Source organism: Actinoplanes sp. HUAS TT8, from assembly GCF_051380535.1.
GTDB lineage: Bacteria > Actinomycetota > Actinomycetes > Mycobacteriales > Micromonosporaceae > Actinoplanes.
In genome coordinates, this window is the sequence record NZ_CP195646.1 from 8,781,332 (window position 1) to 8,802,500 (window position 21,169).

Annotated in this window: 15 protein-coding genes, 2 rRNA genes and 1 riboswitch (1 of these 18 only partly in view); of the genes, 4 read left to right on the plus strand and 13 right to left on the minus strand. The window is 68.2% G+C overall.

The features are described from left to right. The first annotated feature begins 38 nt into the window (after nt 1–38). Nucleotides 39–545: a DUF4142 domain-containing protein gene (locus tag ACSHV8_RS39030; RefSeq protein ID WP_436524344.1), complete on the plus strand. Its 507-nt coding sequence runs from the start codon at nt 39–41 to the stop codon at nt 543–545. A gap of 76 nt (nt 546–621) precedes the next feature. Then, complete coding sequence (locus ACSHV8_RS39035; RefSeq protein ID WP_436524346.1) at nt 622–2,280, plus strand: Na+/H+ antiporter; 1,659 nt, start codon at nt 622–624, stop codon at nt 2,278–2,280. A gap of 39 nt (nt 2,281–2,319) precedes the next feature. Here the strand turns inward: ACSHV8_RS39035 and ACSHV8_RS39040 are convergent, their stop codons facing one another. Genes ACSHV8_RS39040 through ACSHV8_RS39060 form a run of 5 tightly spaced genes read right to left on the minus strand, consistent with a single transcriptional unit; the run spans nt 2,320 to nt 8,209 of the window. Further along, a complete protein-coding gene (locus tag ACSHV8_RS39040; protein WP_436524348.1) occupies nt 2,320–3,894 on the minus strand; it encodes an ABC transporter permease in 1,575 nt (524 codons plus the stop codon). Next, nucleotides 3,891–4,787, minus strand: a complete 897-nt coding sequence (locus tag ACSHV8_RS39045) for an ABC transporter ATP-binding protein (RefSeq protein WP_436524350.1) — start codon at nt 4,785–4,787, stop codon at nt 3,891–3,893. Before ACSHV8_RS39045 ends, ACSHV8_RS39040 begins: the two co-directional genes overlap by 4 nt. Beyond that, nucleotides 4,784–5,398, minus strand: coding sequence for a TetR family transcriptional regulator (locus ACSHV8_RS39050; RefSeq protein WP_436524352.1), 615 nt, complete (start codon nt 5,396–5,398; stop codon nt 4,784–4,786). Before ACSHV8_RS39050 ends, ACSHV8_RS39045 begins: the two co-directional genes overlap by 4 nt. 40 nt (nt 5,399–5,438) lie before the next feature. Then, nucleotides 5,439–6,344, minus strand: a complete 906-nt coding sequence (locus tag ACSHV8_RS39055; protein WP_436524354.1) for an ABC transporter substrate-binding protein — start codon at nt 6,342–6,344, stop codon at nt 5,439–5,441. Next, nucleotides 6,341–8,209, minus strand: coding sequence for a putative bifunctional diguanylate cyclase/phosphodiesterase (locus tag ACSHV8_RS39060; protein WP_436537108.1), 1,869 nt, complete (start codon nt 8,207–8,209; stop codon nt 6,341–6,343). Before ACSHV8_RS39060 ends, ACSHV8_RS39055 begins: the two co-directional genes overlap by 4 nt. A gap of 169 nt (nt 8,210–8,378) precedes the next feature. Between ACSHV8_RS39060 and ACSHV8_RS39065 the strand changes: the two genes are divergently transcribed. Continuing rightward, nucleotides 8,379–9,524 carry a hypothetical protein gene (locus ACSHV8_RS39065; RefSeq protein ID WP_436524356.1) on the plus strand — a complete coding sequence of 382 codons (1,146 nt, stop codon included), beginning with the start codon at nt 8,379–8,381 and terminating at the stop codon, nt 9,522–9,524. Between the two features lie 58 nt (nt 9,525–9,582). Here ACSHV8_RS39065 and ACSHV8_RS39070 read toward each other — a convergent pair whose 3' ends face one another. Genes ACSHV8_RS39070 through ACSHV8_RS39080 form a run of 3 tightly spaced genes read right to left on the minus strand, consistent with a single transcriptional unit; the run spans nt 9,583 to nt 12,431 of the window. Continuing rightward, complete coding sequence (locus tag ACSHV8_RS39070) at nt 9,583–10,392, minus strand: ATP-binding cassette domain-containing protein (RefSeq protein ID WP_436524358.1); 810 nt, start codon at nt 10,390–10,392, stop codon at nt 9,583–9,585. After that, on the minus strand, nt 10,389–11,399 hold the full coding sequence (locus ACSHV8_RS39075) for an ABC transporter permease (RefSeq protein WP_436524360.1): 1,011 nt from the start codon (nt 11,397–11,399) through the stop codon (nt 10,389–10,391). The genes ACSHV8_RS39070 and ACSHV8_RS39075 overlap by 4 nt, the downstream gene beginning before the upstream one ends. Nucleotides 11,400–11,408: 9 nt before the next feature. Continuing rightward, the gene (locus ACSHV8_RS39080; RefSeq protein ID WP_436524362.1) at nt 11,409–12,431 is read right to left on the minus strand and encodes a sugar ABC transporter substrate-binding protein; all 1,023 of its coding nucleotides are present in this window, start codon (nt 12,429–12,431) and stop codon (nt 11,409–11,411) included. Between the two features lie 345 nt (nt 12,432–12,776). Between ACSHV8_RS39080 and ACSHV8_RS39085 the strand changes: the two genes are divergently transcribed. Further along, nucleotides 12,777–14,300: a hypothetical protein gene (locus ACSHV8_RS39085; protein WP_436524364.1), complete on the plus strand. Its 1,524-nt coding sequence runs from the start codon at nt 12,777–12,779 to the stop codon at nt 14,298–14,300. 57 nt (nt 14,301–14,357) lie between these two features. Here ACSHV8_RS39085 and ACSHV8_RS39090 read toward each other — a convergent pair whose 3' ends face one another. From ACSHV8_RS39090 to ACSHV8_RS39110, 5 genes are all read right to left on the minus strand, one after another. Further along, nucleotides 14,358–16,547: a galactose-binding domain-containing protein gene (locus ACSHV8_RS39090; protein WP_436524366.1), complete on the minus strand. Its 2,190-nt coding sequence runs from the start codon at nt 16,545–16,547 to the stop codon at nt 14,358–14,360. Nucleotides 16,548–16,852: 305 nt separating this feature from the next. Continuing rightward, nucleotides 16,853–17,119, minus strand: a complete 267-nt coding sequence (locus tag ACSHV8_RS39095; RefSeq protein ID WP_436524368.1) for a hypothetical protein — start codon at nt 17,117–17,119, stop codon at nt 16,853–16,855. Nucleotides 17,120–17,240: 121 nt separating this feature from the next. After that, entirely contained in the window at nt 17,241–18,665 is a 1,425-nt protein-coding gene (locus ACSHV8_RS39100) for a glycine hydroxymethyltransferase (RefSeq protein WP_436524370.1), read from the minus strand. A gap of 21 nt (nt 18,666–18,686) precedes the next feature. Beyond that, nucleotides 18,687–18,777: riboswitch (ZMP/ZTP riboswitch) on the minus strand. Nucleotides 18,778–18,909: 132 nt separating this feature from the next. After that, nucleotides 18,910–19,026 (minus strand): 5S ribosomal RNA (gene rrf / locus ACSHV8_RS39105). Nucleotides 19,027–19,133: 107 nt separating this feature from the next. Next, nucleotides 19,134–21,169 (minus strand): 23S ribosomal RNA (locus ACSHV8_RS39110); it runs 1,040 nt beyond the window's last position.

The following is a 21,169-nucleotide window of genomic DNA, read 5'->3' on the forward strand; positions in this document are numbered from 1 at the left end:
GTCCTATCTTCAAACTCCGACATAGGGGGAGTTTTTATATGTTCAACCGACAATTCCTGGCGGCGCTGACCGCCACGGCAGCCCTGCTGACCCCGGCCACCGCGGCCACCGCGGTCCACCGGCTCGACCCGGACGCGGCCTTCCTGCGCACCGCCCACCAGGGCAACCTCGCCCAGATCGCGCTCGGCCGGATCGCCGCCCACCGGGCCGGCACCCCGGAGCTGCGCCGGCTCGGCGCCCGGATCGCCGCCGACAGCGCCCGCCTCGACGCGGCCGTCCGGACCGCCGCCGGGCGCCTGGACGTCCGGCTGGACCAGGAGCCGAACAGCACCGTGGAGCAGAGCGTCACGCTCTACCGGTCCACTCCGGAGTCCGACTTCGATCAGTTGTTCATGTCGAGCCAGGCCATGCTGCACGACAAGGCGGCCCGTGTCGTCCGCGCCGAACTCGCCGACGGCGACGAGACCGCGGCCCGGCAGATCGCCCGCCGCACGCTGGCCGTCATCCGGCACCACCGGGCCGCGCTCGGGAACTTCGGTCGGTAGAAAAAATTCCGTGATCTCCCGATCACGTCATCGACCTGCCACAACGATGTGATCGGGAGTAGCGAAGAATAGGCGAATGAGCCACGAGGAGACCCTTCTTCTTTTCGGTCTGGGGGCCATCGCGATCATCGTGCTGGTCCACTGGATCACCGGGAAGACCGGCCTACCCGCCGCTGTCCTGCTGACCTTCGCCGGAATCGCCTACGCGTTCCTCCCGGGCGAAAACTTCAAGATCGAACCTGACGTGATCTTCACGTTCATTCTCCCGCCGCTGCTCTACAACGCGGCGCTGGATTCGTCGTTGCTCGACATCCGGCGAAATCTGCGAACCGTGATCAGTTTGTCGGTCGCCCTGGTCATCGCCACCGCCTTCCTGGTCGGCTTCGGGCTCTCGCTCGCCGTGTCCGGCGTGACGCTGGCCGCCGGGATCGCCCTGGGCGCGGCCGTGGCGCCACCCGATCCGGTCGCCGCGCTGGCCGTCGGCCGCAAGGCCGGCCTGCCACCGCGGCTGATCACCCTGATCCAGGGCGAGGGCCTGCTCAACGACGCCACCGCGCTGACCATCCTGCTGGTGGCCCAGCAGGTCGCCATCGGCAAGGAGGAGTTCACGTTCGGGAACACCGCCGGAAAATTCGTGATCATGGCCGCCGGTGGTGTGGTGGTCGGCGTCGCGGTGGCGTATATCGTCCGGTTCCTCCGGGTGCTCCGGGCCGATCCGCTGACCGCCAACGCGATCTCGCTGATCACTCCGATGGCGGCGTTCCTGCTGGCCGAGCACTACCACCTCTCCGGCGTGCTGGCGGTCGTGGTGGCCGGCCTGATCATCGGGCACGACACCCCGCGGTACGCGACCGGCGCCAGCCGTCTGCAGACCGCCGCCGTCTGGCGGTTGATCGACTTCCTGCTCGAAGGCGCGGTCTTCCTGCTCATCGGCATCCAGATGCGCAACGTCCTGAGGGAGCTGCACGAGTACAAGACCAGCACGATCGTGATCGCGGTCAGCGTCACGCTCGGCGTGGTCCTGCTGCTGCGCCCGCTCTGGTTCCTGCTCACCCAGCTGATGCCCCGGTCCCTGCACACACGCCTGGGCGGGGACGATGACGACGAAGAGGTCGAGGAGCTGCCGAAGGGCAAGCGCAAGGAGAAGTCGCTCGGTGGGCGCGAGTCCCTCGCGATGAGCTGGGCCGGCACTCGGGGCGTGATCACGCTGGCCGCGGTCTACAGCTTGAACGTCAACATCCCCAACCGCGGCCTGCTGGCGTTCTGTGCGTTCGCGGTGGTGCTGGTGACCCTGATCGGTCAGGGCCTGACCTTCGCGCCGCTGGTCAAGTGGCTCGGCCTGCGGGCCAACCAGACCGACAAGGCCAAGCTGCGCAACGAGGCTCGCTCGGCCGCCGTCCGGGCCGCCCTGAACCGGCTCGACGACATCCAGAGCGAGCACCACGACAACGTCGAGGACGAGGCCATGGAGACCATGCGCAAGCAGCTCCAGGTCCGCCTGGACCGCTACCGGCACCGGCTCGACCTGCTCGAACAGGTCGACTCGCCCGAGGTTCCGGCCTCGCCGCAGTACGAGGCGGCGCTGATGGTCCGCCAGGCGGTGATCGACGCCGAGCGCGAGGAGCTGCTGCGCTGGCGCGACGCCGGCCGCCTGGACGACGAGAACCTGCGGGTCCTCAACCGCGAACTCGACCACGAGGAACTCGTGCTCCCCAAACGCGGGAAGTCCCACTGAGACGTCTGGCCTGCGGCATCGCCGCAGGCCAGACGTTTTTCAGGCGGGGATGTCGCGGCGGCGCAGGCCGGCCAGCCCGACTCCGGCAATGACGACGGCCACCAGGATCAAAACAATTTCGGGTACGGCGGTGAAGCTCGCCGCCGGCAGCTGCGGCACGTGCGTGAACGGCGACACGTCCATCGCCCACTGCGGAAACTCCAGCAACGGCCCGACCAGCAGGATCAGCAGACTCAGCACCACCGCGCCCCACGCCACCTGGGCGAACCGCGGCAGCGTCCCGATCAGCAGCACGGCCACCGCCCCCAGCACCCAGACGGCCGGCAGCTGCACCAGCGACGCCGACAGCACCCCGCCGAGGTCGTCGCCGAACGTCAGCCCGGCCAGCGCCCCTTCGGCGGCCATGGCCAGGGCCGGCCCGATCAGGACGAACAACAGGTGACTGCCGGCCCAGGAGAAGCGGCCGACCGCGGTGCCGAGGATCAGCTCGGCGTGCCCGTTCTGCTCCTCGTCGCGCATCCGCAGCGCGGCCTGGATCGCGTAGATCGCGACGATCAGCGCGCACGTCCCGGTCGTGGTCGCGAAGTAGGCGTCGGTCACCGACCCGGATCCGCCGATCTTGTTGAACGCCTCGGTCACCCCGCTGCTGGTCTCGGCCAGCTGCACCACGCTGGTGCCGACCCCGCCGAAGACCACGCCGAGCGCCCCGAACCCGGCCACCCAGCCGAGCAGCAGCCCCCGGTGCAGCCGCCAGGCCAGCCCCAGCGGCGAGGACAACCCGGCCCCGGCGTGGGCCGGGCCCAGCCGGGTGGCGAGCAGGCCGGCGCCCAGGTCCCGCCGGGTCAGCAGGAACCCGGCGACCGGGAGGGTCACGAGCGTGACCAGGAGCGCGAGGGCGGCCGGCCACCAGTTGTCCTCGGCGTAGGGCACGATCTTCTGCACCCAGCCGATCGGCGACAGCCAGGACAGCCAGTCGAGCCGCCCGTCCCCGACCGCGGAGATGTCGCCGCCCATCCGCAGCACGTACGACACCCCGAGCACGAGAACGGCGATCATCCGCGCGCCCCGGGCGCTGCCGGTCAGCTGGGCGGCGATCGCGGCCACCCCGGCGAACAGCCAGGCGCTGAGCGTGAACAGCGCGCCGAACGCCACCGAGCCCTCGGCCGGCTCACCCGCCCCGATCATCGAACCGGCCACGATCAGGCCCATGACCAGGCCACCGGCCATGGTGACGAGCAGCGCGGCGGCCGGCTGGGCCCACCGCCCGACGACGGTGGCCCGGATCAGGTCGCTGCGGCCGGCCTCCTCCTCGGCCCGGGTGTGCCGGATCACGGTGAGCAGCGCGGCCAGCCCGACCATGACCGGGACGAACCCGGCCCGCCAGACCACCAGCTCGCCCAGGCTGTCCCCGGACAGCGGCCCGTAGAGCCCGGCGAACCCGGCGTTGGCCGCGCTGACCCGGGCATACTCGATCCGCTCGGCGTCGGTGGCGAACAGCTTCTCGAAGCCGGCGATGTAGACCTGCGGCAGCAGGCCCAGCAGGAACACCCAGATCGGCAGGATCACCCGGTCCCGGCGCAGGATCAGCCGCACCAGGCGGCCGGTGCCGGTCATTCGGCCACCTCGCGGGTGTAGTGCCGCAGGAACAGCTCCTCCAGCGACGGCGGCTGACTGACCAGGCTGCGCACCCCGGCCGCGACCAGGGACTGCAGTGCCGGTTCGAGCGCTTCGGCGTCCACGTCGAACGCCACCCGCCCGTCGCTCGTGGTCAGGTCGTGCACCCCGGCGATGGCGGCCAGGCCGTTGACCGGGCCGGTCAGCTCGGCGCGAATCGTCGTACGCGTCAAATGCCGCAGGTCATCAAGGGTTCCGGTCTCGACCGAGCGGCCGTCGCGGATGATCGTGAGCCGGTCACAGAGTGCCTCGACCTCGGCCAGGATGTGGCTCGACAGCAGCACGGTCCGGTCGCCGCGGCGCTTCTCCTGCAGGATGACCTCGCGGAAGACCTCCTCCATCAGCGGGTCCAGCCCGGAGGTGGGCTCGTCCAGGATCAGCAGCTCGACGTCGGAGGCCAGGGCGGCGATCAGCGCCACCTTCTGCCGATTTCCCTTCGAGTACGTCCGGCCCTTCTTCCGTGGGTCGAGGGCGAACCGTTCGATCAGGTCGTCGCGGCGCTGCGGGTCGAGGCCACCGCGCAGCCGGCCGAGCAGGTCGATCACCTCGCCGCCGGTGAGGTTCGGCCAGAACGTGACGTCGCCCGGCACGTACGCCAGACGTCTGTGCAGTTCGGTCGCGTCGGCCCAGGGGTCGCCGCCGAGCAGGCGCGCGGTCCCGCCGTCGTTGCGCATCAGGCCGAGCAGGATCCGGATCGTGGTGGTCTTGCCGGCGCCGTTGGGCCCGAGAAACCCGTGCACCTCCCCGGTCCGAACCTGCAGGTCAAGCCCGTCCAGGGCGGTGACCTTCCCGAACCTCTTGATCAGTCCCTCGACGTCGATCGCTTCGGTCATGGCTGCTCCCCTTCATGGGATGCGAGCCGATCCAGCGCCTTCATGGCCTGGTCGGCCTGTTCCGGGGTGAGCAGTGGCTGCCGGAAGATCTCCACCGCGGCGCGCACCATGCGCAGCCAGCCCGGCATGACGCCGACGTCCTCGCCGAGCACGCTGCTGAGCTGCTCGTGCATGAGGAACATGCCCATCTTCATGGCGGCGATCACGGCGACGAACGCGCGCGGGTCGGCGCTGTCGATGCCGCTCTTCTCCAGCCAGAAGCCGCCACGGTCGACGGACTCGGCGAACATCTTCGTCGCGGCCGGTGACCCGTCCATCAGCGATCGCACCAGATAGCGCTGAAGGATCATGGTGTCCGGCGGCAGGGCGCCGACCAGCTGGGTCTCGGCGAACCGGATCTGCAGCTCGGCGACGCGGGCCATGGCCCACTCGTCGCAGGCGTCGCGCAGCCCCTCCTTGGAGCCGAAGTGGTGCCGCAGCAGACCGGAGGAGACCCCGGCGGCCTGGGCGATGTCCCGGATCGTCGCGCCGGCGATGCCCTTCTCGGTGAAGAGCTCGATGGCGGCGTCACGGATCCGGGCCCGCGCGGTCAGGTCGCTGTCACTACTCACATGTGTAGGCTACTACACACCCGTGTAGTCGCAATACCCGTCAATTCCCGGCGTTGATCGTCGCCTTCTGGAGCGCCCCCGAGCTCAAACCCCAGCGCTGCAGCAGCTCGCCGTACGTACCGGTGGTGATCAGCCGGTTCATCGCGCCGAGCAGCGCGTCCCGCAGGTCGGGGTTGCTCTTCGACACCGCGATCCCGAACAGCCCGGGCTCGTACTGCTTGTCGCTGGCCAGCTGGAAGTACAGGTTCGTCTTGGGGTCGGTGACCAGGTACGTCGCCGGAGGGTAGTCGTTGAGCACGGCCGCCACCCGCCCGCCGCGCAGCCGCAGCAGCGCGTCCGAGTTCGTCTTGAGCGCGTCGATGGCCACCGGCCGGCTGCCGCACTTCTTGGACAGGGCCCGCAGGATGTCCTCCTGGAACGTGCCGGCCTCGACCGCGGCCGACTGCCCGCACAGGTCGTCCATCGTGGTGATGTGCTTGGGGTTGCCCCGCTGCACCAGGATCGACGTGCCGGTGCTGAAGTAGTTGACGAAGTCGGCCTTCTCCTCCCGGTCCGCGGTGTCGGTCATCGACGAGAACACCCCGTCGTAGGTGCCCTTGTTCACCTCGTCCAGCGAGCTCGCGAAGTCGCCGATCACCACCTCGACCCGGATGCCGAGCACCGCTCCGAGCGCTGCGGCCAGGTCCGGCTCGAAGCCGATGATGGTGCGCCCGTCGGCCGCGAAGTACTCCATCGGCGCGTAGCTGGCGTCGGTCACCAGCCGGATGAACCCCCGGTCGCGCAGGCTCTGCGGGAGCTGGTCACGCAGGGTCGCGTCGACGGTGATCGCGCCGGTCAGATCCATCCCGGCCTGGGTCGTCGACTCGGCCGCGGCCTGGCCGCAACCACCGGCCGCGAGCACGGCCAGCACTCCGGACACGGCCAGGACCTGGCGGAACGACTTCATAGGGTGGACCTCTCGGTGATCGGTTCGACCGTGACCTGCGGCCACGGCACCGGGCGGCCGTACAGATAACCCTGCGCCTCGTCGCACCCGGCGTCGACGAGCCATCGGTGGACCTCGGGCGTCTCCACGCCCTCGGCGGTTACCCGGCTGCCCAGGCCGTGCGCCAGCTCGATCACCGAGCGCACGATCGCCTGGCTCTGCGGGTCGCGATCGACGTCGGCGACGAACGCCCGGTCGATCTTGATCTCGTCGATCGGCAGTCCGCGCAGGTGCGACAGGCTGGTGTACCCGGTCCCGAAGTCGTCGACCGAGATGCCGACGCCCAGCGCACCGAGCTCCTTGACCGCCCGGGCGGCGGAGTCGGCATCGCCGGCCAGCGCGGTCTCGGTGACCTCCAGGATCAGCCGGTCCGGCCGCGCACCGGTCTCGGCCAGCAGCGCCGCGACGTATCCGGCGAAGCCGGGAGCGTCCAGGTTGCGGGCCGACACGTTGACCGAGAGCGTCCAGTCCTGACCGGTCGCGGTCCAGCCGGCCTGATCGGCCAGCGCGCGCCGCAGCACCCACTCGGTGAGCGGCGCGATCAGCCCGGAATGCTCGGCCGCCGGCAGGAACTCACCCGGCGGCAGCAGCCCGCGCTCCGGGTGCTGCCAGCGGACCAGCGCCTCCACGCCGTTGATGTCGCCGTCCGGCAGCCCGACCTTGGGCTGATACCAGAGCACCAACTCGTCGCGCTCCAGCGCGTGCCGCAGCTCGGCCTGGATCTTCAGCCACTGGTGCGGGTGCCCGGCCGTCCCGCCGGCGAACACCACGATGTCCTCGGCGCCACGTTTGCCCTGGTACATCGCGGCATCCGCGCGCAGCTTGAGGGCCTGCAGCTCGATGCCGTGCTCGGGGTAGAGCGCGATGCCGAAGCTGGCCTCCATGTTCAGCGGCACCTCGTCCAGCACCAGTTCCTCGGCGACCGCCGACCGGATCCGTTCCAGCACGGCCACCGCCTGCGCGGCGTCGCGCCCGGGCAGCAGGATGGCGAACTCGTCGCCGCCGAGCCGGGCCAGCACGTCGGCCGGGTCCAGCCCGGCCCGCATCCGCCCGGACACCACCCGCAGCAGCTCGTCACCGGCGTGGTGGCCGAGGGTGTCGTTGACCTCCTTGAAGCGGTTGAGGTCGAGCAGCACCACGGCGCCGTGACCGCCGTCGCGCTCGGCGACCGCGAGCACCGACTCGGCCCGGCTCCGGAACGCCGCGCGGTTGGGCAGTCCGGTCAGGATGTCGTGGGTGGCGTTGAACTCCTGCCGGGCCGCGTACCGGCTCAGCGATCGGGTCGTCCACCCGGCCAGCAGTGCCAGGACCAGGTAGAGCGCGGCCAGTCCGCCCGCGATCCGCTCGGTCACGCTGGTCAGCTGGGCCCGCATCTGGGCCGCGATCTCCTCGTACGGCAGGTACAGCTCCAGCACCCCGAGAGCCTGCCCGGAGGCGCTGGCCACGAGCGGCTGCACGACCCGGATCACCTCCTGGCCGGCCCCGCCGATGACCTTGACCCGCGACTCGCCCTGGGCCGCGGCCCGGAAGTCGGCGTCGGAGACCGGCAGGCCCCCGCCGGTCGAGCCGTCGTCGGAGAAGACCACCTGGCCGGCGAACCCTCGGACCCGCAGCCGCAGCACCGACCCGTGGAAGACGGCCAGTTCGGTGGCCCGGCGCAGCCCTTCGAGCTGGCTGGTGGTGAGTCCGTCCTCCAGGTCGGCGCCGTCCAGCGACGGGGCGACCGCCATCTCGGCGATCACCCGGGCCTGGGCCAGGCCCTGGCGCCGGCCCTGTTCGTCGGCGTCGCGCCGGATCCCCTGCCACATCACCGCGCCCAGCACCATCACCGGCACCAGGCTCGCGGCAGCATAGGTGGCGAACAGACGCCGGCCGTGCCGGGCGCCTGTCCGCCGACGTGACCGGCGCATCCGCATGCGGGACTGATCGACGCCGGGCGGTACGGGCTGAGAGTTTCACCGCATCCCCGGTGGGCGCCGCGCCGTTTGACCCGGCATGCGTATCTCTCAGCGGTGGCGGCGCGCGCTCACGGCGGTCGCTGCCGCGGCCGTGACCGTGCTGGGCTGCTCACCGGCGTACGCCGAGGTCGGCTCCTCGGCCCGCGACGACCTGCCGGCGTTCAACGGCTCGGTCTACGCGGTCGCGTTCCGGGGTGGCACGGTCTATGTCGGCGGGGACTTCACGGCGGCGACCACGCACGGGCGCCGGGTCGTGCGCGGGCGGCTGGCTGCCTTCGACGCGGGCACCGGTGAGCTGCTGGACTGGGCGCCGGCGGCCGACCGGACGGTCCGCGCCCTGGCCGTGAGCGGGAACTCGGTCTACGCGGCGGGCGACTTCCACACGGTCTCCGGGAGCCCACGGGACGCGGTCGCCCGCCTCGACGCCGCCACCGGCGCGGTGGGCGCTTTCACGCACCGGGTCGACGGCGCTCCCCGTGCGCTGGCGGTCGGGCACGGCCGCCTCTACCTGGCCGGCGACTTCACCGCCGTGGACGGCGAGCGGCGGACCCGGCTGGCCGCGTTCGGGATCGGTGACGGCGACCTCGACCCGGACTGGGCGCCGACCGCCGACGCGCCGGTGTACGCGCTGGCCACGGCCGGGCCGCGGGTCTACCTGGGCGGGAGTTTCCACCGGACGAACGGTGTCCGGTCGACGCTGCGCCTGACCGCGGTCGACGCGATCACCGGCGAGCTGGACCGCGGCTTCACCCCGAAGCCGACCGCGGCCGTGTACGCGGTCGCGGCCGACGCCGGCGGGGTCTACGCCGGGCTGGGCGGTCTCGGCGGGAAGGCCGAGTCGTGGACCACCGGCGGACGTCTGCGCTGGTCGCGCACGTTCGACGGGGATGTGCAGGCGGTCGGCGCGCTGGACGGCACGGTGTACGTCGGCGGCCACTTCGACCGCATCTGCACCAACGCGAACGTCGACAAGTTCGGCGACTGCACCGACGGGTCACACTCCCGGGTCAAGCTGGCCGCGATCGACCCGGGCGGCGCCCTGACCGGCTGGAACCCGCGGGCCAACGGCATTCACGGGGTCCGCGCGCTCACGGTCAGCCACGCGCTCGGCGCGGTCGCGGTCGGTGGTGACTTCACCATGATCGGTGGCGTCACCCAGCACCGCATCGCCACCTTCGATTAAACACAGCCTGTGGATAACTCGCCAAAAGCTGTGGACAACGTTGTGGAGAGCCGCGTTTCTACGGCGGCGGAGCGGCGCCCGTCATGATCGCCACCGCGTCGGACATCGAGTGCGACGACGGTGTGATCACCGCGATCCGGCGGCCCAGCCGCTGGATGTGGATGCGGTCCGCGACCTCGAACACGTGCGGCATGTTGTGACTGATCAGGATCACCGGCAACCCCCGGTCGCGGACGTCGCGGATCAGCTGCAGCACCCGGTTGCCCTCCTTGACGCCGAGCGCCGCGGTCGGCTCGTCGAGGATCACCACCTTGCTGCCGAACGCGGCCGCCCGAGCCACCGCGACCGCCTGCCGCTGACCACCGGAGAGTGATTCGACGGCCTGCCCGATGTTCTGCAGGGTGGCCACGCCGAGCTCGCTCATGTGCCGGGCGGCCTCCTCGCGCATGTGCTTGCGGTCCAGCATGCGGAAGATCGATCCCAGCGGGCCGGGACGGCGCTGCTCACGGCCGAGGAACAGGTTGTCGGCGATGTCCAGACCGGGCGCGACGGCCAGGGTCTGGTAGACCGTCTCGATACCGGCCGCGCGAGCCTCCATCGGGTTGCGGAAACGCACCGGCACACCGTCCAGCCGGATCTCGCCGCTGTCCGGGATCATCGCGCCGGACAGCGCCTTGATCAGGCTGGACTTACCGGCGCCGTTGTCACCGATCACGGCGAGGATCTCGCCCGGCATCAGTTCGAGGTCGCTGCCGTCGATCGCGACGACCCGTCCGTACCGTTTGATCAGCCCTTTTGCCTCTAGGACGGGCGCGATCGCCGCGCCCTCGTCGGATCGCGCGGTCGCCTCAACCCCGGGCCCGGTCATGCCTTCACCTTCCTGATCCACTGGTCGAGCGAGACCGCGACGAGGACCAGCAGACCGATGGCGAAGCCCTGCCAGACCACCTCGACGCCGGCCAGCTGCAGACCGTTGCGGAACACCCCGACGATCAGCGCGCCGATCAACGTGCCGATGACCCCGCCGCGCCCGCCGAAGAGGCTGGTCCCGCCGAGGACGACGGCGGTGATCGAGTCCAGGTTGTACTCGGTGCCGACGTTCGGGCTGGCCGACGCCAGGCGTCCGATGAGGATCCATCCGCCGATCGCGTAGAGCAGCCCGGCCACCGTGTAGACCGAGAAGAGCACCCGGCTCGTCCGGATCCCGGCCAGCCGCGCCGCCTCCGCGTCGTCCCCGGTGGCGTAGACGTGCCGGCCCCACGCGGTGCGCCCCAGGGCATAGAAGAAAAACCCGAAGAGCAACAACATCAGAATTGACCCGTACGTCAGTTGAAAGCTCCCGATCGCGATCGCGTCCCCGGTCCACGTCATCAGGTGCGGCATGTCCGATCCACGAACGGTCTCGCTGTTGCTGACCACCGAGTTCAGTGAGAAGAAAATGGTCAGCGTGCCGAGCGTGACGATGAACGGCGGCAGCTTGATCCGGGTCACCAGCATCCCGTTGAGCGCGCCCATGGCCGTCCCGCAGGCGAGTCCGAGCAGCAGCGCGAGCACCGCCGGCATCCCGGCCTTGAAACAGAACTGGGCCATCAGGATCGAGGAGAAGACCGCGATCGCGCCGGCCGACAGGTCGATCCCGGCGGTCAGGATGATCAGCGTCTGCCCGAGGGCGAGCGTGGCGATGACGGTGACCTGCACGAGCACCAGCGACAGGTTGGCCGCGGCGAAGAAGCGGGTGTTGACGATCGAGAACGCGACGATCGCCAGGATCAGCACGGCCAGCGGCCCGAGCACCGGATTGCCGTGCAGCGTGTGCTGCAGCCGGAGGCCGAACGAGTCGTGCCGGCGTACGTCGAAGTCAGTGGCGGCGGTCATGTCGGGACTTCACCCCCAGCAGTTCTGCTTGCCCCACGCGGAGTCCTTGGCCTCCACGCCGGCCTGCGGGTCGTCGGTGATCAGCTGGACGCCGGTGTCGATGAAGTCCTTGCCGGCGGTGTTCTGCGGTTTCGTGCCGTCCTTGGCGAACTTGGCGATCGCCTCGACGCCGAGTTCGGCCATCTTGATCGGGAACTGCATCGAGGTGGCCCCGATGACCCCGTTGGCCACGTTGTCCACGCCCGGGCACCCGCCGTCGATCGAGACGACCGTGACGTCCTTGTCCTTGCCGGCCGATTTCAACGCCTGGTAGGCGCCGGCCGCCGCGGGCTCGTTGATGGTGTAGACGAGGTTGATCGACGGGTCCTTCTGCAGCAGGTTCTCCATCGCGGTGCGCCCGCCCTCCTCGTTGCCGTCGGTGACGTCGTGCCCGGCGATCCGCGGGTCGTTCTCGTCGCCGATCCGGTTCGGGTCGCCGTTCGGGATACCGAACCCCTCAAGGAAGCCCTGGTCCCGCTTGACGTCCACGGAAACCTGGTTCGGGTTGAGGTCGAGCATCGCGATCTTGGCCTGCTTGCCGTCCGTGGCGAACTTGGCCTTGGCCCACTCGCCGATCAGCTTTCCGGCCTGGTAGTTGTCGGTGGCGAAGGTCGCGTCGGCCGCGTCCGGCGGGTCGACGGGCGTGTCCAGAGCGATGACCAGCATGTTCGCCTTGTGGGCACGGTCCAGCGACGGCACGATCGCCTTCGAGTCGTTCGGCGTGATCAGGAAGCCCTTGGCGCCGTACGAAATAAGATTTTCGATGGCCTGGACCTGGGCCTCGTTGTCGCCGTCGATCTTGCCGGCGAAGGTCTGCAGATCGACGCCCTGAGCCCCGGCGGCCCGCTGGGCGCCGTGCTTCATGGTCACGAAGAACGGGTTCGTGTCGGTCTTGGTGATGAGCCCGACGACCGGCTCCCCGTTGCCCGGGCTGCACGCCGCGACGGCCGGCAACAGCATCATGCAGCTTGCGACCGCCATCAGCCTGCGCATGCCGCCTCCGCTACATCGAGGGACGCCGTTGTCTTGGAGTAGACGCCTCGGCTTCGGCCCTGTCAACAAGAGGTTTCGCGCAAGTTGCGGTGTGGGACTGACCACATTGGCCTGAAGTGGGGAGGCGCGGACGAGGACTTGATCAATACGATCAGCCGCACATCTTGAAATCACGGGGAGATTTCGTTGCGCCGGCCAAACGCGGCGCGCACGGGGACGAAATTGTGGTGGGCCGGGCTGTTCGCAGCCGGGCTCGCTGTGCTGTGCGCGGCCATTCTGACGTCAATTCCACCATCGAGAGCCGAGGCTGGTTCGGCCTTCGCGCCGTCGGCGTTCGTCGGGGCCATGCCCGTGCGCGCCGCCGAGGACGCCACCGTCAACCTGATGTGCGGCGACGAGCCGGCCGCCCAGCCGATCCCGGACGGACGGCAGATCCAGGTCGACCTGTCACCGGCGCCGTCCATGACCCTCGGCGAGATCACCGGCCGGATCTGGCGTGAGCCGCCGGACCGGGATCCCGCCTGGATGCTCAACTTCCAGGGCCTGCGGTGGATGCCGCCGCTGGCCCTGCGAGCCGCCCAGGACGCCCAGTACCGCTCGCTGACCGCCCTGATCCGGCAGGCCGTGGACTTCCACCTCACCAACCCCGACCCGGGCAACAACTCGGCCGGCTGGGACGAGGGCACCGCGCTGCGCCGCCTGCAGACCGAGAACTGCCTGTACGCCCTGACCCACTCGGCCGCGCTGGTCCAGGGCATGGTCGCCGATGTCGCCGTGCTGACCGGGAAGCGGTACGCCGGGCCGCCGCGGCTACCCGTGCACAACCACGGCCTGATGGCCAACATCCACATGATCAACGCGGGCCGGGTGCTGAACCGGCCTGATTGGATCAGCTTCGCGGCCAACCGCATCGTGTCGGAGGCGGCGCTGGCCTTCTCCCCGGCGGGCGTCACGTTCGAGCAGTCCTCGTACTACCAGAACGTCAACGTGGCCCTGTGGAACACCGCCGGCGCCATGCTGACTCAGCTCCGGGGCTACGCCACCGAGGGCCGGCAGATCCAGGCCATGTCCCGGAAGGCCGATCGCGTCTGGGGCTACCTGACCGAGCCGGACGGCAAGATCGTCCAGGTCGGCGACTCCGACCTGGTCGAGGGCCAGCCGGGCCGGCCGAAGGACCCCAAGGTGCTCCGCGACGACGACACCGGCTGGGTGATCGGCCGCTCCAGCTGGACCGACCCGGACGCCGCTTTCTACACGGTCCGGTACGGCCCGGAGCGCCGCGCGCACGGCCAGGACGATCGGGCCGGCGGCGTCACCTGGTCGGCCCTGGGCACCCGGGTCCTGGTCGGGCTCGGCCGCTACGGCTACGACACCACCGACCCGCTCTGCATGTACCGCCGCGATCCGTCCAGCCAGAACGTGGCCGCACCGCCCGACCCGAAGATCAAGAAGGGCAGTGTCAGCACGATCGAGACCGACTTCGGGAAGACCCGGCACAACCTCGCGGTCACCGACGACGTCTACGGCGCGACGCACCGCCGCCAGATCATGGTCGACCAGCTCCACGCCGGTCTGGCCGTGACCGACGGATTCGGTGACGTGCCCGTCTGGTCGCAGAACTGGCACCTCGACCCGGCCTGGAAACTGGTCACGGGCAAGGTCGGCGACGCCAACCTGACGTTCCGGCACCCATCCGGGCGGCACCTGATCGTCAGCACCAGCGGACGGATCTCCGGGATCTGGATCGGGGACAAGACGATGCCGTACGGCTGGGTCTTCCCGGCCGCCGGCCAGAAGACGCCCGCCTACCAGCTCAGCGTGGAGTCCCGCGACGGCGCCCCGGTCGCCACCAGCTTCCGGGTCACCTGAGAAACACGCCGGCGGCGCGGGACCGGGCCTGGTCCCACGCCGCCGGTGCCGAACTGCTTACGGGAAGCTGACCAGGTACGACGGCACGGTCGCGGTCCCCTGAGCGGCGGCCCCGGTGTTGTTGACCACGTGGTCGATCACGCCGTTGCCACCGAGCGACACGGTGAGCAGGTTGTGCAGCTTCACACCGGAGTTCACCGGCACCTCGAAGCCGTTGGTGGAGTGGATCGTCGGGTCCACGTTGAAGTAGCAGTAGCTGCCCAGCGCCCACGCCTCGTGGCTGGTCACCGAGTCGGCCACCTTGTACGCGGCGTAGCCGTTGGCCCCGCTGCGCCAGGCGGACTGGGACGGCGGGTCGTACGGCTGCTCGTTCTGCAGGAAGTACGTCCGGCCACCGTTCCCGTTCCAGACCACCTCGTACTTCTGGTAGTGCTCGACGAACAGGCCGTACGCGGTCACGTTCTGACCGTTCACGATCAGGCCGCTGTCGGCCGTGTTGACGTTCCAGCCGTACGTGCCGGCGTTGCCGTGGTCGGCCCGCCACGCCCAGATGTGGTCGATGATCGTGTTGTTGCTGTTCACCAGCAGGCTGTTGGTGGCCTTGCCGGCGATCGAGCCGCCGATCCGGAAGAACACGTCCTGGATCGTGGTCGGGTTCGACGCGTGGTTCGCGGACGAACCGTTCGGGCCGATGACCAGCAGGTTGGCCGAGTTGGTGGTGCCCGCGTCGAAGAGCAGGCCGGCGATCTTGATGCCGTCCACATCGGCCGTCTGCAGCGGCGTGACGCCGTTGTCCGGGATGATCGTCGCGTAGCCGAGACCCATCACCACGGTGTTGGCCCGGGTCACGTTGATCGTCTGGTTCACGTGGTACACGCCCGGCTGGAAGATCAGGTTCAGGCCCTGCGCGAGCGCCTGGTTGATCGTCGCCGCGCTGTCACCGGGCTTGGCCACGTAGAACTGGCTGAGCGGGATGCTGGTACCCGGGGTGTTGCCGTTCGCCCAGCTCACACCGGACGAGTTGGTCGACAGGTTGGGCACGAAGACGGCGTAGTCACTGCCGTTCAGGTACAGGTACGGCTTCTCCCGGATCACCGGGGTCTGCCCGATCGTGGTGTACGGCGGGTTCGGGAAGCCGCCGGCCGGAGCACCCTGCACACCGACGAAGGCCTGGTTCCAGACCGCGTTGGAGTTCGAGCCGATCTGGCTGTTCCGGGTGAACCACTGCTGCTGCGAGTACTGCCCCTCGACCCCGCTGATCCGCGAGTCGGCGATGTAGCCGCCGGACGCCCAGCCGTAGCCGTTCGGCGCCAGGTTCAGGTCGCCGTGCACGTCCATCCGGCGGAACGGCGCGGCCTGCGACACGGCCCAGCGGTCGGCGCCGGAGACCGGGTACAGCGAGATGTTCTCGACCGAGCGCCAGAAGTTCTGGGTCGCGTTGCCCTGGAACCAGCCGGCGTCCACGGTGATGTCCCCGTTGATCCGCACGTCCTGCGGGTTCTGACCGAGACCGATCACCGAGGTGTTGAAGCCGACCTGGATGTTCAGACCGTTGTAGGTACCCGGCTTGAACGCGATCAGGTTGCGCTGCGTGCCGAACTGGTTCGTCTCCTGCTGCTTGAAGATCGCGTCGGCCGTGGCCTGGATCGACGCGCTCGACATGCTCGGGTCGAAGACGGTGACCTGCGCGCCGAGGCTCCCGCCACCGGGCAGGGTCGGCCCGGACGGGGACGTCGTCGGGTCGGTCGGCGTGGTGGTCCCGCCGCCGTACACCTTGAACTCCCACAGCGAGTAGCCGTAGCCGGTGGTGCGCTGGGTGCCGTACATCCGCACGTAGCGCCCGGAGCCGCTGACCGACAGGTTCTGGTTGCCGCCGGTCGACGTGGTCGTCGAGTAGATCGAGGTCCAGGTGCTCGCGTTGTTCGACACCTGGATCTGGAACGCCTTGCCGGCCGCGGTCTCCCAGTTCAGCTCGACCCGGGAGATCGACTGCGTGCTGCCCAGGTCGACCTGCAGCCACTGCGGGTCGGAGAAGGCCGACGCCCAGCGGGTGCCGAGGTTACCGTCGACGGCTTCCGAGGCCAGGTAGGCGCCGGCCGCCTCGGTGGAGGAGGCGGTCGCGGGCTTGCCCTGCGACAGCAGCGTCTCGGCGGCCGAGGCGCCGGACATGGTGATCGCGGCATAACCGGCGACAACAGCGGCCGTGAGGCCGACTATCGCGCCGCTCCGCCAGCGGGAGCGTCTCATGGGGGTCTCCTAGTAGGACGGGAGGGGGACTAGGTAACTGGGAGAGCGCTCACCCGGTGCCACGACGCTAAGAGTCGTTACCAATCGATGTCCAGGATGTTGCGAGGTTCCGGAACCGGTACCGGCGGCTGCCGCTGTTTCACCGGGCGCACCGCCATCCGGCTCATCCACGCAGGTCAAGCCACCGGTAACAATTGACCTGACGTGTTTCATGAATATCGATAACAGGTCTTCCGGAACCGGTTCCGCCGAGTCTCGCCACAACTCTCAAAAGCCTTCAGAAACCTTTATTTCCGTACGAAGGGTCAGCGCTCCTGCGAACGGGCGTCGTCGAGCCGGACGCGCACCTCGGCCAGCAACTCGACCAGCGCGGCGAGCCGGGCGTCGGAGAGCCCGGCGAAAGCGACAGTCGCGTCCGGATGCATCGCCCGCATGGCCGAACCCAGCAGCTCGCCGCCATGGGAGGTGAGCCGGACCTTCATCGCCGCCACCATGCTGTATTCGACGCGGCCGCCCTGAAGGTCGCCTGCTTCGTCGTCGTCATACCTGTGGACCGCCGCCGGCCTGATCACCGCCGGTATCCAGCGGACCCGAAACCGCCGAGTCGCCCTGGTCGCGTCGGGTCCCGCAGACGCGGAAACCCGCCGGGCCGGGTAGGCCACGACGGGTTTCGACGAGGTGCGCGGGGCAGGGTCAGGCGAGGCTGACCGACGGGTAGAGCGGGAACGGGGCCAGCAGGTCCGTCGCCTGCTTCGAGACGCCCTCGGACAGGGCCGGGTCGAGGGTGAACTTCGCCTTCGACGTGGCGTCCGGGGTGGTGCCGGCCAGCACGGTGTGGATCAGCTCGGCGATCTGGTCCATCTCGGCCACACCCAGGCCACGCGAGGTCAGGGCCGGGGTGCCGATCCGGATGCCCGAGGTGTACCAGGCGCCGTTCGGGTCGGACGGGATCGCGTTGCGGTTGGTGACGATGCCACTGTCGAGCAGCGCCTGCTCGGCCTGGCGGCCGGTCAGCCCGAACGGGTGCACGTCGATCAGCACCAGGTGGTTGTCGGTGCCGCCGGAGACCAGCTGCACGCCCCGCTTGAGCAGGCCCTCGGCCAGCGCCTGGCTGTTGGTGACGATCTGCTGCGCGTAGGTCGAGAACTCCGGCCGGCGGGCCTCGGCGAACGCGATCGCCTTGGCCGCCATCACGTGCGGCAGCGGGCCGCCGAGCACCATCGGGCAGCCGCGGTCGACCTGCGACGACAGCTCCGGCTGGCAGAACACGGCGCCACCGCGCGGGCCGCGCAGGCTCTTGTGGGTGGTGGTGGTGACGATGTGCGCGTGCGGGATCGGGTTGTAGTCCCCGGTGAACACCCCACCGGCGACCAGCCCGGCGAAGTGCGCCATGTCGACCATGAAGGTGGCGCCGACCGCGTCCGCGATCTCCCGCATCTTGGCAAAATTCACCTTGCGGGGGTACGCCGAGTAGCCGCCCACAATCACAGCGGGCTTGAACTCCTTGGCCGACTCCAGCAGCGCCTTGTAGTCGATCTGCCCGGTGGCCGGGTCCACCCCGTAGGACCGCTGGTCGAACATCTTCCCGGAAATGTTCGGCCGGAAGCCGTGGGTCAGGTGACCGCCGGCGTCCAGGGACATGCCGAGCAGCCGCTGGTTGCCGAACGCCTGCCGCAGCTCGGCCCACTCGGCGTCGGTCAGGTCGTTGATCTGCCGCTTCTCGAACTTCTTCAGGTACGGCACCTCGACGCGGTCGGCCAGGATCGCCCAGTAGGCGACCAGGTTCGCGTCGATGCCGGAGTGCGGCTGCACATACGCGTACGGAGCCCCGAACAACGCCTTGGCGTGCTCGACGGCCACCGACTCGACGGTGTCCACGTTCTGGCAGCCGGCGTAGAAGCGGCGGCCGATGGTGCCCTCGGCGTACTTGTCGGAGAGCCAGTTACCCATGGCCAGCAGGACGGCCGGCGAAGCGTAGTTCTCGCTGGCGATCAGCTTCAGCGACTCGCGCTGATCGGTGAGCTCCTTGGCGATCGCGTCGGCGATGCGCGGCTCGACGGACCGAACCACCTCGAGGGCGGAACGGAAGGCAGTGGATTCAGCGTTCAATTCAGGCACAGGACCTTCCCTATCACGTAGTGAAGAGGCCCAGGCGCACGGCAGGTCGTCATCTCGACGAGGCCGCTCCCCGATGGTCAACCATCCGAACGCGCCAGTCACGGCCTACCGCCAGCATACCGACCCGGCCCGTGACGGTCACACCTGTTGCCGGCCTCAGGGGCCGACATCACTCGATTGGCCTCGAATTTCGGGCAAAAAGAAACGCCCACCCGGAACCCGGGTGGGCGTTTCCATAAGTTAAGTCCGGCGGCGTCCTACTCTCCCACACCCTCCCGAGTGCAGTACCATCGGCGCTGGAGGGCTTAGCTACCGGGTTCGGAATGTAACCGGGCGTTTCCCCTCCGCTATGACCACCGAAACAGCCATCAGCGAAACAAAACCAGCAACCTTTCCGGGATCTCTCCCGACAAGGGTGGTTGTTCGTTTGCTGTGAATCACACAGTGGACGCAAGCAGAATGTTTAGGGTGGTTAAGCCCTCGGCCTATTAGTACCGGTCAACTCAACACGTTACCGTGCTTACATCTCCGGCCTATCAACCCAGTAGTCTAGCTGGGAGCCTTACCCACTCAAGGTGGTGGGATACCTCATCTCGAAGCGAGCTTCCCGCTTAGATGCTTTCAGCGGTTATCCCTTCCGAACGTAGCCAACCAGCCGTGCCCTTGGCAGGACAACTGGCACACCAGAGGTTCGTCCGTCCCGGTCCTCTCGTACTAGGGACAGCCCTTCTCAAGTATCCAACGCGCACGGCGGATAGGGACCGAACTGTCTCACGACGTTCTAAACCCAGCTCGCGTACCGCTTTAATGGGCGAACAGCCCAACCCTTGGGACCTGCTACAGCCCCAGGATGCGACGAGCCGACATCGAGGTGCCAAACCATCCCGTCGATATGGACTCTTGGGGAAGATCAGCCTGTTATCCCCGGGGTACCTTTTATCCGTTGAGCGACACCGCTTCCACACGCAAGTGCCGGATCACTAGTCCCGACTTTCGTCCCTGCTCGACCCGTCAGTCTCACAGTCAAGCTCCCTTATGCACTTACACTCAACACCTGATTGCCAACCAGGCTGAGGGAACCTTTGGGCGCCTCCGTTACCCTTTAGGAGGCAACCGCCCCAGTTAAACTACCCACCAGACACTGTCCCTCGACCCGATCAGGGCCGCAAGTTAGATACCCAAACCCAACAGAGTGGTATTTCAACAATGACTCCACCCGAACTGGCGTCCGAGCTTCACAGTCTCCCACCTATCCTACACAATCGAATTCAGATACCAATGTCAAGCTATAGTAAAGGTCCCGGGGTCTTTCCGTCCTGCCGCGCGTAACGAGCATCTTTACTCGTACTGCAATTTCGCCGGGCCTGTGGTTGAGACAGTGGGGAAGTCGTTACGCCATTCGTGCAGGTCGGAACTTACCCGACAAGGAATTTCGCTACCTTAGGATGGTTATAGTTACCACCGCCGTTTACTGGCGCTTAAGTTCTCCGCCTCGCCCCGAAGAGCTAACAGGTCCCCTTAACGTTCCAGCACCGGGCAGGCGTCAGTCCATATACATCGTCTTACGACTTGGCATGGACCTGTGTTTTTAGTAAACAGTCGCTTCCCCCTGCTCTCTGCGGCCATACCACGCTCCACCAGCAAGTGGCTTCACGCGTCCGGCCCCCCTTCTCCCTAAGTTACGGGGGCAATTTGCCGAGTTCCTTAACCACAGTTCACCCGTCGCCTCGGTATTCTCTACCTGACCACCTGTGTCGGTTTAGGGTACGGGCCGCTCGAAACATCGCTAGAGGCTTTTCTCGGCAGCATAGGATCAATGACTTCACCAGAACGGCTCGGCATCACGTCTCAGCCTATTGCCATGCGGATTTGCCTACATGACGGCCTACACGCTTACCCCGGCACAACCACCGGCCGGGCTCATCTACCTTCCTGCGTCACCCCATCACTAAACTACTACCACCCGAGGTCCCAGACTCCACCAGTTCAGACCGAAGTCCTCGCCGGCTTTGCGTGGTTAGTACAAGTAGGTTCGTCTTGGGCGTTTCTTTGCGGGTACGGGAATATCAACCCGTTATCCATCGACTACGCCTCTCGGCCTCGCCTTAGGCCCCGACTCACCCAGGGCGGATTAGCCTGGCCCTGGAACCCTTGGTCATCCGGCGGAAGGGGTTCTCACCCTTCATTCGCTACTCATGCCTGCATTCTCACTCGTACAGCGTCCACACCTGGATCACTCCGGCGCTTCACCCGCTGCACGACGCTCCCCTACCCATCCACACTAACGTGTGAATGCCACAGCTTCGGCGGTGTGCTTGAGCCCCGCTACATTGTCGGCGCAGAACCACTTGACCAGTGAGCTATTACGCACTCTTTAAAGGATGGCTGCTTCTAAGCCAACCTCCTGGTTGTCCATGCGATCCCACATCCTTTTCCACTTAGCACACGCTTAGGGGCCTTAGCTGGCGATCTGGGCTGTTTCCCTCTCGACTACGAAGCTTATC

Bases quoted from the DNA above. Each gene is read 5' to 3' on its own strand.
- ACSHV8_RS39055 (WP_436524354.1), bottom strand. From the start codon at position 6,344: ATGAAGTCGTTCCGCCAGGTCCTGGCCGTGTCCGGAGTGCTGGCCGTG.
- ACSHV8_RS39035 (WP_436524346.1), top strand. From the start codon at position 622: ATGAGCCACGAGGAGACCCTTCTTCTTTTCGGTCTGGGGGCCATCGCG.
- ACSHV8_RS39040 (WP_436524348.1), bottom strand. From the start codon at position 3,894: ATGACCGGCACCGGCCGCCTGGTGCGGCTGATCCTGCGCCGGGACCGG.
- ACSHV8_RS39070 (WP_436524358.1), bottom strand. From the start codon at position 10,392: ATGACCGGGCCCGGGGTTGAGGCGACCGCGCGATCCGACGAGGGCGCG.
- ACSHV8_RS39045 (WP_436524350.1), bottom strand. From the start codon at position 4,787: ATGACCGAAGCGATCGACGTCGAGGGACTGATCAAGAGGTTCGGGAAG.
- ACSHV8_RS39030 (WP_436524344.1), top strand. From the start codon at position 39: ATGTTCAACCGACAATTCCTGGCGGCGCTGACCGCCACGGCAGCCCTG.
- ACSHV8_RS39075 (WP_436524360.1), bottom strand. From the start codon at position 11,399: ATGACCGCCGCCACTGACTTCGACGTACGCCGGCACGACTCGTTCGGC.
- ACSHV8_RS39085 (WP_436524364.1), top strand. From the start codon at position 12,777: ATGCCCGTGCGCGCCGCCGAGGACGCCACCGTCAACCTGATGTGCGGC.
- ACSHV8_RS39080 (WP_436524362.1), bottom strand. From the start codon at position 12,431: ATGCGCAGGCTGATGGCGGTCGCAAGCTGCATGATGCTGTTGCCGGCC.
- ACSHV8_RS39065 (WP_436524356.1), top strand. From the start codon at position 8,379: ATGCGTATCTCTCAGCGGTGGCGGCGCGCGCTCACGGCGGTCGCTGCC.
- ACSHV8_RS39060 (WP_436537108.1), bottom strand. From the start codon at position 8,209: ATGGTGCTGGGCGCGGTGATGTGGCAGGGGATCCGGCGCGACGCCGAC.
- ACSHV8_RS39090 (WP_436524366.1), bottom strand. From the start codon at position 16,547: ATGAGACGCTCCCGCTGGCGGAGCGGCGCGATAGTCGGCCTCACGGCC.